The sequence below is a fragment of the Acinetobacter sp. AOR43_HL genome (assembly GCF_027854635.1).
GTDB classification, from domain to species: Bacteria; Pseudomonadota; Gammaproteobacteria; order Pseudomonadales; family Moraxellaceae; genus Acinetobacter; species Acinetobacter pittii.
This window is the reverse complement of record NZ_JAKTHX010000027.1, coordinates 66,332-81,989: the sequence shown is the minus strand read 5'-3', so window position 1 is coordinate 81,989 and position 15,658 is coordinate 66,332. Positions and strand designations below refer to the sequence as shown.

Here is a 15,658-nt window from a genome sequence, read left to right as displayed (position 1 = left end):
ATACATGGCCATTAAGTCTGATCGTTGGATTCGCGAGATGAGCGAAAAACACGGCATGATTGAACCTTATGCAGAGAATCAAGTCCGTTTTGATGAAAATGGTGAAAAGTTGATTTCTTACGGGGTCTCTAGCTATGGTTATGATGTACGCTGTGCCCGTGAATTCAAGGTTTTTACAAACGTACATTCTGCAATTGTCGATCCAAAGAATTTTGATGACAAAAGTTTTATCGATATTGAGTCTGATGTTTGTATTATTCCGCCAAACTCATTTGCCCTAGCGCGTACAATTGAATATTTCCGTATTCCTCGCAATGTGTTAACAGTGTGCTTAGGTAAATCGACCTACGCTCGTTGCGGTATTATTGTAAATGTGACTCCATTAGAACCTGAATGGGAAGGTCACGTTACTTTAGAATTTTCAAATACAACAAATTTACCTGCACGTATTTATGCAGGGGAAGGCGTAGCACAAATGCTATTCTTTGAAAGTGATGAAGTATGTGAAACCTCTTATAAAGACCGTGGTGGTAAATACCAAGGTCAAACAGGTGTTACACTTCCTAAAACATAATTTTCTTAGCTGAATAATAGTTTTAATAATGATGGGTCACTGAGGTGGCCCAATTTTATACATAAAATTTTTATGAGAAGCGTTTATCGGAATTATGATAAACGACAGTTTTCTTTTGTAAAAAATGATATAAAATGATCAATGATTGATTTGTTTTTTGCTCTGTATCACAGAATTTAAAAGCAAATAGAGTAGATATAGGCTCTCTTTGATAATGTTTAGTTAAATACATGATCAAATGTAGATAAGCCAAATAAAAAGAAATTAAACAGGATTATGCCCCCACGGATACGGAGGTCGGCCATGCGACAGTTTACGTCTCTTCGAGTAGCACTTTTGACACTCGGAAGCTTATGTTTTTCTTCAGCTTACGCTGCTTCTACACTGGTGCCTATGTCTGATTCGGAACTATCAGCAACTCGGGGCCAAGCCCTGATGAGTATGTCTTATATTGCACCTAATGATTCGGCAAATCTGGAAAAATTGCGTGATAGCAGTAGTAATGTAGGATTTTATAAATTAGGTTTAGAGGCCGAGTTAGAAATTAATGCCAATATTCGTAAACTTCAGTTAGGTTGTGGTGGGATAAATGGTGCAGGCGGCTGTGATATTGATTTTGATAATGTTAGTTTAAGTGGTGTAGCAGATACACGCGAGGGCCGGGTAGCAAGCGATGCTAAACTGACAAATCCTTTTTTCGAATTGGCAATAAAGAACCCAAATAGTGCATCAACTCGTGAAGTAGCTGGTATTCGCTTGAGTGCTGAAGCAGTTGAAGGGCTTTTAACTATTGGCACAGAAAACTCAGCTACACCAAATGGTATTAATAGTTTAAGTGGTTATATGGTAGTAGCACCCCAAGTAGGTGCGGCGACTGTTGAGGCTGCACGCATCACGCAAACAGGTAGTCCTGCTTGTGGCGTATATCCATCTCCTTCGGGTTGTGGTGTTAACCAAGCAATTACAGGTAAAGCTAGAGGTGAAATTGCATTAGGAGCAGGATTTAATCTTGATTTCCAGACTAAGTCTTATGATATAACACTGTCCCCTACCCAAAAAGCACAGTTATCATTACCACAATCAATTGTATCCGGACACCGGATGAGCAGTGTAAATTTATTAGCCTCTGCTATAGTCAATGGTATTGATTTGTCGGGTACACTGGCAGCTGATGTTGATATCCTTGGGGGAATTACGTTAAATGGTAATCTTCGTGGGACCATTAATAATTTACCTGTAACAGTACCGTTGTTAGAAAATTTAGGTTATATCCATAAAATTGATTTGAGTGGTAGTCCATTATCATTATCGATGCAGGGACAAGATATACGTTGGCCTGGAACAGTATCAACAGCAATGCGTGGTTGGTGGCTAGAGTTATCAAATCCAATAGATATTGGTCGAATTGACCCGACTAATAGCGTCGTTATTAAAACAGATACTATTAGAGATGCACTTACTGAAGTGAGTAAAGAATTAACCCAGAATCCATTAAACTGTGGTTTCTTGGCTGTAAATTGTATTGGTGGTGATTTTAATGTTGGGACAAGGGATTTATCAAACGCGAGACCAGCAGTACTAGAATTACAGAATTTACAATTAGCTAATCAGTCTTTTGCTCCAAACTGCTACGGAAGTTTAAAATTCTGCTAAGTATGAATGCATAGTTTTAAATTTTACATTCATCGGAAAAGTAAGTTTTTAAGCTCTTTTTTTTGCATTCGTGCAAATATTGCGCATAATGGAAATGTGGAAGGGTTGGCAATATCTATTTGGATTTGCCTTCTAGTCTAGGGAGAAAAGGAAAAATTCACCTAGCATCAAGGATTGTTAAAGAAAAATAAATATGGTGCGCGGCATCGTATAAACAGGAAGGTCAAGATGACTACACTTAATTATACGGTAAGGTTTCAAAAAACCGTTCTGGCAAGTTTAATTGGCTTTTGTATAAGTCAGCCAAGTTTTGCTCTTGAAGAACTTTCTGATGCAGGTTTAAGTGAAACCACTGGTGAAGGTATTGCTATCTTGCCACAGAATACTTATATGGTATTTCGTGGAGCTGGAGCGAATGAAACTACAAACCAAATTTTAAATGACCGCACTAAAGATACGGGTTATATCAATTATGTACCCGTAGGTCCATTAAGTATGACTTCGGCAGACACCAATAAAAACGGTTCGGTTGATTCAGGTGACCGTGCAGTGGGTAAAGCTGATATTTATCTTTATGGCCTTGCTTTATCCAAATCTGATAATAATACTAATACACGTATAGCTTCTACTGAGGCAGCAGCAATATCAAGCTGGGGTACAGCTGTTAACCCTTGGATATTTAAAGTTGCAACTGAAAATTCAGTACCGAATTTTAGTGCAAATAATTGTACAGGTGCGACTGATCCTAATTGTCAATTAACCTATCTAGCTTTGGAAGCACCTTTATATGAGATTGGAACAAAAGATACGGCTGGTATAGATGCTTATAAGTTGAAACTAGGTCTATGGTCCGATATCTTTGTTCGAAATCCGAATAAAATAAATGGAGCAGCAGATCAATTTAATTATGGCGACTCAAATGGTTTAATTGGTACAAGTACTGATGCAACTCGTGCAAACCGTCTTCGTTTACAAGGAGTGTGGAATAACTTTAGCTTAAATGGCAGCCGTTTACAGCTTTTCCAAACATTAGGCGGAGCAACATCTGCTGGTGGAATGAGCCCTTTTTATAATAATACTTTGGGGGTTGCCGGAGTTATACGTTTGAATAGCGGAGACAGCAAGGATGTTAAGGCTATTACTACAAGTTCTCTAACTGAGGGATCTACTACTACTCCGTGGACTCTTATTCATGCAGGTGCTAATTCAACATTAAGTACAAGCACAACAGGTGATTGTAATAATGGAGGAACAGGAAGTTTTGGTACCTCAGCGGGATGCCGCTATTATGTAGAAAAACGTACACGTACAGATAGTAAAACTGCCACAAAAACGTGGGATGCTTCAGGTTTATCGAATGCTGGAGTTTTACGTTTGAGTACACGTGAAACGAGCGATAGTGGAAACCTTATCACACCTGCAATTAATGGTGGCGTAGCACCCACTTTTGATGCTAACGAGGGAGTTTACCTTTATAACCCAAATATAAATCTTGTATTAGGTACTTTGTACCAGCCTTTGATTTTAGGTTCTGATGGTAAAAACTTTAGTTTAGAAATTGCCCGTATTGCGAATAAACCAGAAATTTATAAACAAATTTATACTGACTATAGCGGTGTGGATACCTCTTATAAAGGCTCAACTTGTAACGTTTATCAATGTGGTAACCAACTAACTTTAGGTGGTAAAAATTATCAAGGCTATAATGCAACACACAGTAGTATTACCATTGGTACTGCCTTTAGTGAGGATGGCGGAAAAACTCTAAGAGCTTCAACCGATGAAGGAGCAGTAGGTATTTCGTTTGGTAAGTTAAATTCAGGTACGGTTTCACGAACAACTTATTCAAATCAGATGACTGAAGTACATTATAAACAACGTGGAGTAAATACTCAGACGTGGGTTCAGTCTTATAGTTGTACTCTATTTATTTGTGGTGCTGGTACAACAGGATATTTATATCAGTGGGAATATAATAATGGCTCAACACCTTGGGCAATTTTAGCTCCAACAACAAAGCCTGCTGATGCTACATGTTCTCCAACTATTGGTTGTAGTAGCACTTCTGGAACTACACCTATGTATGGTTCAATTGCAAACCGTGTTTGGGCAAACTCATCAGCTGTTTGGTTAACTGCAGCAAATAATGAAGTAAATAATTTAATTGGCGCTAATAATGGAATGACAGGTACAACTTTTCCAACATTAAATCAGGCGCCCACACCTGTTATAAATTCTAGCCCAATAAATAACCTGGGGTCTGCTGTCATTGATGGTGTTTTAATCCAACACTTGAAACTGACAACTAAAGGTCTATAAGAGGTGGGTAACGCGATGAAAAAAATAACTGCTTTACTCCTTGCTCTTTGTGCAACAGTGACTCATGCAGAGCTACAAACTTTAGATAATGAAGCATTACAGGCGATTAATGGTCAAGCTGGTGCTGATTTATCTTTAATGCTCAATTTAAACCAAACAGCTAACGGTGTATTTGACAATGGTAGTGGTGGTGTCTGTGAGAACGTAGAGTTTTGCCATCTTGGCTTGGCAATTAATAAGCGTTTTGTACAAGCAGATGCGAGTAAACCAAGTGGTTGGGCCGAAAATAGTGATAGTGGTAATAAACTTTGGCTCGTATTTAAAGGCGTACAAGGTACTTTAAATATTCAAAAGATGGGTTTGGATGGCGCTGATTTAAAGTATTTGGATAAAAATAATACTGAAATGATTAAGCCTGCTATTCAGCTTAGTTTTAGTGCGGCACAGCCAATTTTAATTCGTAACTTTGGTTTTAATGCTTTATCAATTGAGCAAGATAACTTTACCAGCTCAACAACAGCGCAAGGGTCGAGTGCAAATATGTATGATTATGCATATTTCAAAAAGCCAACTTATGCGGCTACTGCTAATAGTGCAAACCAGCAAGTTGCTACTGCAACACCATCGGCGTATGACCATGGACGTGAAACTGGTTTTATGGGCTTGATGATGAATGGGAATTTGGCTATCCAAGGAAAAGTCATGGTCTTTAGCTGTGATGGCAGCCATCCTCGTTGTTAAGGGTTAATGTAGATTTCAAAGGAACTGAAGTGATGAAAAAAAATAAAGAAAATCACAGCTCAAAGTTTATTTTAAACGCATTAACAACCAGCATGTTGTTAGTGAGCGGACATGTTTTTGCGTTAGAAGCTTTAACTGATGCTGACTTGAGTGCTGTTAATGGGCAAGATGGGATTTCGATTCAAACGACGTTTAATGAAATCAATATTGATAATGCTTACTGGGATGACCATGCAGGTACACCTAGTAGTGCAGATCAGGTCTTAAGAGCTCAAGCGAGCGGGATAAAAGTTCAAAAAAGTAATGCATCTAGTCAGCCTTTAAGTACAAATTACCGTTTAGATGTAGGGAGTAACCCAACTACGGGTAAAACTGGACTCGACTTTTCTATGCAAAGCAGTCCATCACTTATTACCGTAAATAGCGTTAAAGTATGTAATACCTCTGCTACTTGTTCACCAACAATGGGCCAGCTGGCTATTCAAACGACTTCCCCTCTAAATTTGGCACTTACAACCCAAGATGGTCTATTTAATGCAAATAGTCAGTCAAGCATGACGCTTGGTATTAATAATGCCAATATTTATCTAGGGCAATTAGATGCTCGTAGTCAGCTAAATCAATTAATTTTAAGAAATTTTAACTTTAATTTTGTTGGTAAAGGGGCCATGTTGATTGACCCAACTCGTGGCGTAGTTTTACAGACGAATACTGGAACTAACGTTGCTAGTGTAGGACAAACTCCAAATAGTACTTATGGCTATGTTGATTTTAACCGTGTAGCAGATTCAGCTTCTGGTCTAACAGCAGGAACATATGTAGATAGTAGTGGAAAAGTAACTAATTCAGGCCTAAATATTGAGGTGATGCTCAGTTCGAATGTCGATAAAACTAACCCTTATGCTTTAGATGCAACCAATAGTCCCCAAAATGCGAAAGGTTTGATTCGTTTAGGTGCTAGTGGACGTATGGTAAATAGTTATTTACAAGTCCGTGGTATGGATGGTACGTCAGATACAACAATATTAGGTACAGCAAATACCGCAGCGGGTACGGGCTCAAGTAATAGTATTTTAGGTAATTCTGGGATTGCCTTTCGTATGAAAGGTGAATTCACTAAAGACAATGACTCAATGTTGGGCTCAGATGGCAAAGCAACCACTTTGGAAATTGGTGGAGCAGGTCTGAATGCTTATGGTTTCGAATTTGGTAATTTAACTGGCCTTAACTCCGCTACGCGTGGTTATTTTGACAGCGGAAATATTTATTTAAATCTTGCTGATACAAAAACGTTATTAATGCCAAACAACGCAACTTTAAATGCAATTCGTTTAGGGGCAGGTACTTTAACAACAACTGCTGATTATCAACATAACATTCACCGTGATACGGTCACTAATCCGTTTAGCTTAATTCTTGCGATGCGTGGAGCAGAGTTTCAAGCATTTTCAAGACGCGGTCGTTTTACGACAAGTGCAAATGTTGCTGCTGCCAATCAGTTTGCAGACAATGGTGCAAATAACCAGTGGGGCTTAGCCTTACCTTTTTATAATTTAAATGCTAACGCTGCTGTATATGGTTTAGATGCACCGGCAAATAGCGCTTATTACTATACAAAAGATGCAAATGGTAAGCCTATTCGAAATGCTGTAGCTGCATCTGGAACGACTTCGCGTTTAGGTTTTGGTATTGCTGCTGGAACTACGGGACGTGATGCGACTGGAACTAAAACAACCTCAATTTTATTAATTGATGGTTCTCCAAATGCTAATAATGGAGGTAGTCCTACTGATTATTACATGGGCTTACGTAATATCGATATGTTCCTCAAAGGCAATGGAAGTATTGGTTTAGAAAATGGCAGTCTTAATATTAGTTTAAAAGAGATGCTACTTGCTTTATCAACAGAAATTGCAGCTGGTTATTTACCAGGGGCTAAATATAAAACTTGTCCAGCGACGGGTTCATGTACTTCACCTATAGATAATTTTGCCAAAAATAATGATGTCTTATTTGGTCTAAAACTCCGTTTAGGTGGCGATCTTAACTTATCAATTGTGCCAAATAGTTCAATTGCAGATGGTAGTGCCTTAACTGTACTCGGCGATTTCACAGTGCCTGCGACAGCAACTGGAAATACGGTTCAAATTAGTGATCCGATTGATGGTTCTGCAATTGGTTTTGACAATATTACAGGAAAGCTAGCGTTTAATACCGCTTTGGTTGTGGGTAAAGATACAACAAGTGGTTTAGGTAAAGTTGGGGTAAATACAGCGGTTTATTTCAACCCTGATAAGAGTATTGACGGCGCGTTACGTGTTAAAGATATTAATTTCTATCCGCCTTCAACAGGAGCGGGAGCACGTTTAGGTGAGCTTGCAATTACGGGTGGACGTTTAAATAGTAGCTTTAGTATTGTGCCTAGAAATGGGGCCTTTAACTAATAAATAAAAGTGACGATTATCGTCACTTTTTTATATAAATTTTATTTTAGTGTGATTGGATTTGCATTCGTCGGGTTATAGAGATAATTGCTTTGTACTTGAATATTATTCTGATAGTCTGAACAAATAATAAGCGTTTGTCTCTTAAGGATTAGAGCGACATGAAGAATAAAAATATAGGGTTCTGGCTGCTACTTGCCAGTAGTTCAAGTGTATTTGCAATGCAACCTTTGGATGATCAAAGCCTTGCAGCAGCGACGGGCCAAAATGGCTTAACTTTAGGAATTCAGGCCGATAAAGTTAAATTTAACCAAGTCGCACTCATTGATACTAACGGTATTGCTTCAACTTCTTATAACAGTAAGGCTGGTTTTGTCATTGCTGGAAACTCTACTAATCCAGTTCCTGGTATAGAGTTTATTAAAGCCGCTGTATCGGGTAATCCTTCTTTTAATATTGCAATGGATACCGATGCTGGGGGTGGAAATCCTTTTTTAAATTTAGCTATATCTATGGGGAATGATGTAAACGGAATTCGACTTCTACCTTTTTCAGTTTATTTAGCCCCAAGTACATCTTTATCTAGCCCATCCGATTATGCATTAACAAGTTATGCACCAAAATCAATTTTTAGTTCGGGAACGACAGTAAATACAGGTGTAAAAGAAATCATTCGTTCTACTGGAAATCTAGATATTAACTTTGTACAAACCAATAAACCCCGTTTAAACATTCAACTGGGTCATGCTGCCCAGTCCGTTATGGTTAAATTTGGTGGGGCAATTCAATCTATTTGTTCTGCTGCTACGGGTTGTCCAATTACTTTAGTGTCCGATAATACGGGTGCTACATTTGGGTTTAAGTTTGCAGGAACAAATACCTCAACTGGTTTTGTGTTAGATGGTTTTTATGCAGGTGTTGATCCAACTGGATTAACTTTTGGGAATACAGGCGCATCTAGTAAATTTGATGCTTCACTTAATAATGTCACTTTAGGGAATATGGGTACTCAAAATACAACAACGTTTAATAATTTACCTAATGGTTCTATGGGGAGTTTTGGTGTCACTGGCGTTTCTGTAACTGACTTTAAAATGAAAGTAAGCGGCTTTTAAAAAAGAATAATAGCTTAACCTGAAATACGAAAGAGGGCAGTTGTGAAAACAATTGTCCTCTTTTTTAAAAGGTTATGCCGAGTTAAATAGTATCTGATCTGGTGTGTTCTAATTGTTGAACAATTTCATCTAAAGCTTTAATACGTTTCACTTGGTCCCATAATTCTTTCGCTTGAGGATAGGCTTTGGTCATCATGCCTAACCACTGTTTATAACGACCAACCATCCCAATTTCTGTTTTTGCTTGACCGTTTAAAAAGCGAATTTGTAAGTCAACGAGTTGTTCCCAACTAAATAAAGCTTCATCCATATTTTGGCGAATGCATTGGGTTAAATCTGGAGTCGTTACCGCACCACGGCCAATCATTAAGTCTTCACAGCCAGATTGTTGTTGACAGGCTCTAGCATCAGCATTGGTCCAGATTTCACCGTTAGCAATGACATTAATTTTTAAAGCTTCTTTAATAGGTAGAATTTTTTCCCAATAAGCTGGTGGTGTATAGCCATCTGCTTTAGTTCGAGCGTGTACAGTTAACCAGCTTGCACCTGCATCTTCGACAGCGTGGGCATTTTCCATTGTATGGTTTTCATCGAGGTAACCTAAACGCATTTTTGCTGAAACAGGAATATGAGCAGGTACAGCATCTCTCACTGCTTTAATCAGCAGATGTACCATGTCTGGTTCATCAAGAAGGACTGAACCACCACGATGTCGATTAACGGTTTTTGCAGGACAACCGAAATTAAGGTCGATTGCAGGTGCACCCAATTCAACAACTTTTGCTGCATTTGCTGCCAGCATATCTGGATTATTACCTAGGAACTGAACATGAATAGGGGTACCGGCTGCTGTTTTACCATCATTTTTTAGTTCAGGACAAAAACTATAATAGATGTGGTCTGGCAAAATACTGTCTGTAACGCGAATAAATTCGGTCACACACCAGTCGAAATCACCAACAGATGTGAGTGTATCCCGCATGATCGGGTCAGTTAAACCTTCCATTGGAGCGAGTATGAGTTTCACAGTCTGTGTCACCTGAGTAAAACGAAAACAGCGTTATACGGGATATGCATAACGCTGTCTAGTATCGATTAAATTATAATTTCTCTAGCGCCCTAAAATCATCTCAAGTACAAATTTACTGCCGATAAATCCAATCGCTAAAAGTACAAAACCCATTAAGGTAAAACGAATTGCTTTTTGGCCTCTCCAGCCAAGTTTGTAATGGCCGATCAGTAATGAGCCATAGATAAACCAAGAAATAATACTAAATACGGTTTTATGAGCGAGATGCTGAGCAAAGAAGCTATCAATTGTTAAAAAACCAAATGTAAGCGCAATCGTTAATAAAATGAAACCTGTAATGATTAGGTCAAATAATAAAGATTCCATCGCTTGAATTGGCGGGAGTAAGTTGACCCAGAAACGTTTTTTTTGTTTCTTTTTGAGTTCACGATTTTGGAACCACATCAAGATCGCATGTATGGTTGCCATCAGTAAAACTGCATAGGCAGAAAGCGAAAGAATGATATGAGTATCAAGTCCTAACGAATGCTGTTCAATAAATTGATCTGGTCGACTAAAGGCAAACCCTAAAATAAGACCAATAGCTGCGACAGGAATGCCTAACAAATTTAATGGCAGAATAGGGCGAAAAGTACTAAAAATTAAGCTTAACAATAACATAAGCCCTGATGTAAAAGACATCAGGTTAAATACATCGTAGTTAATTCCTGCTGGTGTAAGCATGGCATCGCATAAAACTGTGCCGTGCAGTACTAATGCCAAGATAGTAACAAAAGCAAATAACCATGAGTTTGGTTCACGTTTTGACATTAAACGAATAAACAGATACCAGAAAGAAGTGGTATATGCGATGAGTGCCAAAATTGTATAAACCAAGGGGAGGCTAATCATGTCAAACCTTTTTCAGGATTAATTCATCTATATAAGATATAAATTCGCTGCGAACTAAAGTATCCTATAGCATTCTATGCATAAATTTTCTATTTCGAGAAAGATTTTTTTGCAACTAGCCATTTTAAGCGGATTTTGCAATGTTTGATACCTTAACAGAACGACTCACACAGAGTTTAAGAAATGTTACTGGCTCAGGGCAGCTGACCGAAGACAATATTAAAGATACCTTACGTGAAGTACGTATGGCACTTCTTGAAGCCGATGTCGCGTTACCTGTAACTCGTGAATTTATCGCGAAAGTTAAGGAAGAGGCATTGGGCCAAGAAGTGATGACTCAGTTATCACCAGGCCAGGCATTTGTAAAAATTGTCTATGACGAACTCACCAAGATGATGGGTGAGGCGAATGAAACACTTGATTTAAGTGCGAAACCTCCTGTTGTAGTATTACTTGCTGGTTTACAAGGTGCAGGTAAAACCACAACTGCTGCCAAGCTGGCACGTTTCTTAAAAGAACGTCAAAAGAAAAAAGTAATGACTGTTTCTGCCGACGTTTACCGTCCGGCAGCAATTAAACAGTTAGAAACTGTTTCAAATGAAGTTGGTGCAGGCTTTATTCCTTCAGATCCTTCTGAAAAGCCAATTGATATTGTTAATCGTGCAATTGAACAGGCAAAAATCCAGTTTGCTGATGTATTGATTGTCGATACGGCAGGCCGTCTACATGTCGATGCAGACATGATGGACGAAATTAAAGAATTACATGCAGCAGTTAAGCCGACTGAAACTTTGTTTGTGGTTGATGCCATGACAGGTCAGGATGCTGCAAATACAGCAAAAGCATTTAATGATGCTTTAGCACTTACTGGTGTGATTCTTACTAAAACTGATGGTGATGCACGTGGTGGTGCAGCGCTTTCTGTGCGTGCCATTACTGGTAAGCCAATCAAGTTCTTGGGTATGGGCGAGAAGCTTGATGCCTTAGAACCATTCCATCCGGATCGTGTTGCTCAACGTATTTTAGGCATGGGTGACGTACTTTCTTTAGTCGAAGAAGTTGAACGTAAAATCGACAAAGAAAAAGCCGAAAAAATGGCGAAAAAATTGCAAAAAGGCGGTAGCTTCAATTTTGAAGATATGCTGATGCAATTTGAGCAAATGAAAAAAATGGGCGGCATGATGGGCTTCTTAGACAAGTTGCCCGGCATGAGCGGTGCAGGAATTCAGCAAGCGATTGAGCAAGCGAACCCTGAAAAACAAGTCAAGAAGATGGAAGCGATTATCCAGTCAATGACTGTTAAAGAGCGCCGTAATCCGGACTTAATGAACCCAAGTCGTAAAAAACGTATTGCGGCAGGTTGTGGTATGGATGTTGCTGAAGTGAACAAACTCATTAAGCAACAAGCGCAAATGGCTAAAATGATGAAGAAATTTGCGAATCCATCTGGTATGAGCAAAATGATGCGTTCATTAGGCAATATGCAAAAGCAATTTGGCGGCGGCGGTGGCGGAATGGGCCCACTCTTTGGTAATAATGACCAAAAGAAATAAATCCATAAAATAAAAGGCGCATATAGCGCCTTTTATTTTGTTGTGTATTTTAGTCTTTAGGATAATGGGCAATATATTGCTGTAATCCTTTGAGTAAAAGATCGGTTTCTACCACAGGCTCATATTTTTGTAAGAACTTGGCAAATAGTGTTGCATCACCACCAGTCAGCAGTAGCTTTTTAGGAGATTGCTGCATAATATTTTCAATGGTACTAATGAGGCCTAATAAAATACCGTGATGTACTGCATCTACAGTGTTATTGCCCGGATTTAGGTTATCAAAAGCTGAGTCTGGAATTTTAATACCCTTGGTATTTTGAATAAGAGCATCTCGCTGCAAATACAAATTAGGCAGGATGTAACCTCCTAAATGCTGTTTACCTTGAGTTAGGTCAATTGTGAGCGCTGTTCCGCAACCAATAATGCAATAGTTTTCATCTGCTTGAGCTACAGCGAGTACTTGTAGCCAACGGTCGATCCCGAGCTGACTCGGAACTTCATAGCCGCACTTTAACTCAGCATATTCAGCATGCACTTTGGCAAAAATAACAGGAATTTCAAGCCATTTTAAAATCTGCTGAATACGTTGGTTGTTTTCAGTATCGAGTACTGAGGAAATCCCAATGCGATGCAGACCTTGATGTTTAAAGTGTTGAATTAAACCCAATAATAAATCGGCAGGGGACTGTAAATGTAGCTCAGCTGCATGTTCAATAATTTGCTGATTTTCAGTAATCCAATACTTTAAACGGGTGTTCCCGATATCAAGCCATAAACTTTTCATGGAAGAACACCTGTTTATTGATTCACTTGCGGTCTTAAGCGACCTTGATAAAACTGCTGAGGTTCAGGAGTTTCAAGAATTACTGCGCCTTCGTTGGATATTCCAACAAAACGACCATGAACCAGCCCCTGACTATGTTCGAACTGCACCAACTGATTAAGCCATGCAGCGTGGTGGTTAAAACGTCCTGCTAAATTGTAGCAGCCATGATCAAACCAGCGAGCAGCATTTTGAATCGCAATATAAAGTTCTGAAATTAACTCAAGACGACCCATTTGCTCTAGACCTAAATCCTCTAGAGACGTAATCGGTTGGTCACTATCAGTCACTGGTGGTGTTTTTAAATTAATGCCTACGCCCACGATAGCTTGATGCTGGGAAAGCGGTTCGACCAAAATTCCACCCCATTTTCCATGCGTACTATACAAATCATTTGGCCATTTCACTTGCAGATTAAGAGCTTGTAACTGGGGGATTTGCAAAATATTCAGAGCAACTTCAAGTGCTAAGCGACCATCTAAGGGTGTTCGAGTTTGCACCAATGTGCTTAAATAAATGTTTCCTTCAGGTGAAATCCATTGCCGTTGATGTTGACCTCGCCCTTGAGTTTGTTGAGCACTGCAAACCAAGCCCGTTGTAATGCCTTTTTGGGCAATTTCACGAATATCATCATTGGTCGAAGTTGTGGTTGCTTTTAATAAAACCACTTCTGGAAGCTGGTTTTTTGCGCTTAAAAGTTGTTGTAGTTGGCGAGTCTCTAAATCCATGTTGAATATGAGCAGAGTGGTAAAACATTTATGGAGTTAATCATATATTTACTCATTGGCGCAATTGCTGGTTTTACTGCCGGATTGTTTGGGGTAGGCGGTGGACTAATTATTGTACCAATCCTCTATGTCGTTTTTACCCAATTGCACTATGACCCAGCGGTAATCATGCATATTGCAGTCGGAACATCGCTTGCAACTATTATCGTAACGTCTTTTAGTTCTGTTTCAGCTCATCATAAAAAGGGTGCAGTACTTTGGCCTGTTTTTCGTAATTTAGCGCCTGGACTGGTGTTGGGCTCATTTTTAGGGGCGGGTATTGCCGACCTGATGTCTGGCCAGCATTTGCAACTTCTTATTGGTATTTTTGCGGTTGTGATGGCCTATAGGATGTTTAAAGGAGCACATGTAGTTGTTGATCCAACGCGTCAGCTCCCTTCAACCCCTATGCAATTCATGGCGGGTGGAGGCATTGGTATTGCCTCTGCAATTTTTGGAATTGGGGGAGGAAGTTTAACCGTTCCATATTTAAACCGTCATGGCGTGGTCATGCAAAAAGCAGTCGCGACTTCTGCCGCTTGCGGTTTGCCAATTGCGGTTGCTGGAGCGATTGGCTTTATATGGTTTGGTGCAAAAGAACAAATCTCAGTGCCTAACACGATTGGTTACGTACATATCTATGCGTTTATTGGCATTAGTGTCATGAGTTTTGTCACGGCGAAGTTTGGCGCAAAAGTTGCTCATGCATTGTCACCACAAATGTTGAAAAAATGCTTTGCCTGTTTGTTAGTGGTGGTAGGCAGTTATTTTATTTATAAAGGCATTATGCACTAGAGACTAAAATCTTAAATTTATAAGACAGTGGTGTAAAAGCTTGAATTTTTAGGAATTCGAGCTTTTTTTATTCATAGAATATAAGAGCGCTCCAAGCTTTTATTCATCTGATTTTGGTGTTGTTTTTAAATGAGTTGGCTTAAAATGCAATAAAATTGTCAGACAATGACATAGTTTTTAATCGATGGGATCAGTTAAAAACAAGGATGCGAAAGAAAAGCATGGATTAATGCATATAAAAAGTAGCGGGTGATTTATGAATCTCGAAGACACAGAAAGTCTTTCTGAGCAAATTGTCAAATATATTAGCGAACAGATCATTAGTGGCGAGCTAGTAGAAGGCGAACGTATTCAAGAACTACGTATTGCCAAAGAACTTGACGTTAGCCGAGGATCAGTTCGTGAAGCATTGTTATTATTAGAGCGTACTCATTTAATTGAGATTTTTCCACGCCGTGGGGCAATTGTTTCAGAAATGTCTGCACAACAAGTTAAAGCGTTGTTTGATACAAATATGATGTTATTGGGGCATATTGTACAACGCATGAGTGAAACATGGCGTGCGCATGAAGCAGATCAATTACAGTTGCTATTAGAGCAACTTCTTGAGCATGTCAAAGCAGGTGATATCGAAAAATTTTATGATGGAGTCTTCCAATATTTAGCTGAACAGCAAGATATGGTGGGGAATCCTTATCTAATGAAATTTTATAAAGAGTTATTACCTTCATTACGTCGTAGTTATTTTTTGACCTTAAATACCTCTAAGCGGGAACTACAAGAAGCATTTGCATTATTTAAACTCGTGACTGATGCAATTTTAATCCGAAAATCACAACAAGCCGCTTTATTTATGGAAGATTTTTGTCGACACTTACGTAACCTTGTGTTGGAATCGCTGACACGAATGAAACAGATTGAATTGGCTTGGGCAAGACGCTCACGCCGCTAGT

Annotated in this window: 13 protein-coding genes; 9 read left to right on the top strand and 4 right to left on the bottom strand. The window is 39.1% G+C overall.

The features are described 5' to 3' along the window. The first annotated feature begins 4 nt into the window (after positions 1–4). The 6 genes from dcd (at position 5) to MKL33_RS10590 (ending at position 8,846) form a co-directional block, all read left to right on the top strand. Complete coding sequence (gene dcd / locus MKL33_RS10615; RefSeq protein ID WP_003653416.1) at positions 5–574, top strand: dCTP deaminase; 570 nt, start codon at positions 5–7, stop codon at positions 572–574. 303 nt (positions 575–877) lie between these two features. Further along, positions 878–2,227, top strand: a complete 1,350-nt coding sequence (locus tag MKL33_RS10610; protein WP_039756282.1) for a hypothetical protein — start codon at positions 878–880, stop codon at positions 2,225–2,227. A gap of 228 nt (positions 2,228–2,455) precedes the next feature. After that, positions 2,456–4,546 (top strand): hypothetical protein, encoded by a 2,091-nt coding sequence (locus MKL33_RS10605; protein WP_270906929.1) that lies wholly within the window; start codon positions 2,456–2,458, stop codon positions 4,544–4,546. 15 nt (positions 4,547–4,561) lie between these two features. Beyond that, on the top strand, positions 4,562–5,287 hold the full coding sequence (locus MKL33_RS10600) for a DUF6160 family protein (protein ID WP_032036779.1): 726 nt from the start codon (positions 4,562–4,564) through the stop codon (positions 5,285–5,287). A 32-nt stretch (positions 5,288–5,319) separates the two neighbouring features. Beyond that, positions 5,320–7,731, top strand: a complete 2,412-nt coding sequence (locus MKL33_RS10595) for a DUF6160 family protein (protein WP_270906928.1) — start codon at positions 5,320–5,322, stop codon at positions 7,729–7,731. A 161-nt stretch (positions 7,732–7,892) separates the two neighbouring features. Then, positions 7,893–8,846: a DUF6160 family protein gene (locus MKL33_RS10590; protein WP_119685036.1), complete on the top strand. Its 954-nt coding sequence runs from the start codon at positions 7,893–7,895 to the stop codon at positions 8,844–8,846. 82 nt (positions 8,847–8,928) lie between these two features. On the opposite strand, the gene MKL33_RS10585 is transcribed toward MKL33_RS10590, so the two are convergent. Beyond that, positions 8,929–9,873 carry a tRNA dihydrouridine synthase gene (locus tag MKL33_RS10585; protein WP_270906927.1) on the bottom strand — a complete coding sequence of 315 codons (945 nt, stop codon included), beginning with the start codon at positions 9,871–9,873 and terminating at the stop codon, positions 8,929–8,931. Between the two features lie 84 nt (positions 9,874–9,957). Further along, positions 9,958–10,767 (bottom strand): cytochrome C assembly family protein, encoded by an 810-nt coding sequence (locus MKL33_RS10580; protein WP_002120294.1) that lies wholly within the window; start codon positions 10,765–10,767, stop codon positions 9,958–9,960. 140 nt (positions 10,768–10,907) lie between these two features. On the opposite strand from MKL33_RS10580, the gene ffh reads away from it, so the two are divergent. Beyond that, positions 10,908–12,320 carry a signal recognition particle protein gene (gene ffh, locus MKL33_RS10575; RefSeq protein ID WP_002120334.1) on the top strand — a complete coding sequence of 471 codons (1,413 nt, stop codon included), beginning with the start codon at positions 10,908–10,910 and terminating at the stop codon, positions 12,318–12,320. Between the two features lie 49 nt (positions 12,321–12,369). Here the strand turns inward: ffh and MKL33_RS10570 are convergent, their stop codons facing one another. After that, entirely contained in the window at positions 12,370–13,104 is a 735-nt protein-coding gene (locus tag MKL33_RS10570) for a pantothenate kinase (RefSeq protein WP_002120277.1), read from the bottom strand. Between the two features lie 14 nt (positions 13,105–13,118). Continuing rightward, entirely contained in the window at positions 13,119–13,871 is a 753-nt protein-coding gene (locus MKL33_RS10565) for a biotin--[acetyl-CoA-carboxylase] ligase (RefSeq protein WP_002120285.1), read from the bottom strand. A gap of 30 nt (positions 13,872–13,901) precedes the next feature. Between MKL33_RS10565 and MKL33_RS10560 the strand changes: the two genes are divergently transcribed. Both MKL33_RS10560 and MKL33_RS10555 read left to right on the top strand, forming a co-directional pair. Next, positions 13,902–14,705: a sulfite exporter TauE/SafE family protein gene (locus tag MKL33_RS10560; protein WP_270906926.1), complete on the top strand. Its 804-nt coding sequence runs from the start codon at positions 13,902–13,904 to the stop codon at positions 14,703–14,705. A gap of 256 nt (positions 14,706–14,961) precedes the next feature. Beyond that, positions 14,962–15,657 (top strand): GntR family transcriptional regulator, encoded by a 696-nt coding sequence (locus MKL33_RS10555; RefSeq protein ID WP_002120391.1) that lies wholly within the window; start codon positions 14,962–14,964, stop codon positions 15,655–15,657. Position 15,658: the final 1 nt, after the last annotated feature.

What these genes read in the sequence shown, in the direction of transcription:
- dcd (WP_003653416.1), top strand. Translation starts at nt 5, where the DNA reads ATGGCCATTAAGTCTGATCGTTGGATTCGCGAGATGAGCGAAAAACAC.
- MKL33_RS10610 (WP_039756282.1), top strand. Translation starts at nt 878, where the DNA reads ATGCGACAGTTTACGTCTCTTCGAGTAGCACTTTTGACACTCGGAAGC.
- MKL33_RS10605 (WP_270906929.1), top strand. Translation starts at nt 2,456, where the DNA reads ATGACTACACTTAATTATACGGTAAGGTTTCAAAAAACCGTTCTGGCA.
- MKL33_RS10600 (WP_032036779.1), top strand. Translation starts at nt 4,562, where the DNA reads ATGAAAAAAATAACTGCTTTACTCCTTGCTCTTTGTGCAACAGTGACT.
- MKL33_RS10595 (WP_270906928.1), top strand. Translation starts at nt 5,320, where the DNA reads ATGAAAAAAAATAAAGAAAATCACAGCTCAAAGTTTATTTTAAACGCA.
- MKL33_RS10590 (WP_119685036.1), top strand. Translation starts at nt 7,893, where the DNA reads ATGAAGAATAAAAATATAGGGTTCTGGCTGCTACTTGCCAGTAGTTCA.
- MKL33_RS10580 (WP_002120294.1), bottom strand. Translation starts at nt 10,767, where the DNA reads ATGATTAGCCTCCCCTTGGTTTATACAATTTTGGCACTCATCGCATAT.
- ffh (WP_002120334.1), top strand. Translation starts at nt 10,908, where the DNA reads ATGTTTGATACCTTAACAGAACGACTCACACAGAGTTTAAGAAATGTT.
- MKL33_RS10570 (WP_002120277.1), bottom strand. Translation starts at nt 13,104, where the DNA reads ATGAAAAGTTTATGGCTTGATATCGGGAACACCCGTTTAAAGTATTGG.
- MKL33_RS10565 (WP_002120285.1), bottom strand. Translation starts at nt 13,871, where the DNA reads ATGGATTTAGAGACTCGCCAACTACAACAACTTTTAAGCGCAAAAAAC.
- MKL33_RS10560 (WP_270906926.1), top strand. Translation starts at nt 13,902, where the DNA reads ATGGAGTTAATCATATATTTACTCATTGGCGCAATTGCTGGTTTTACT.
- MKL33_RS10555 (WP_002120391.1), top strand. Translation starts at nt 14,962, where the DNA reads ATGAATCTCGAAGACACAGAAAGTCTTTCTGAGCAAATTGTCAAATAT.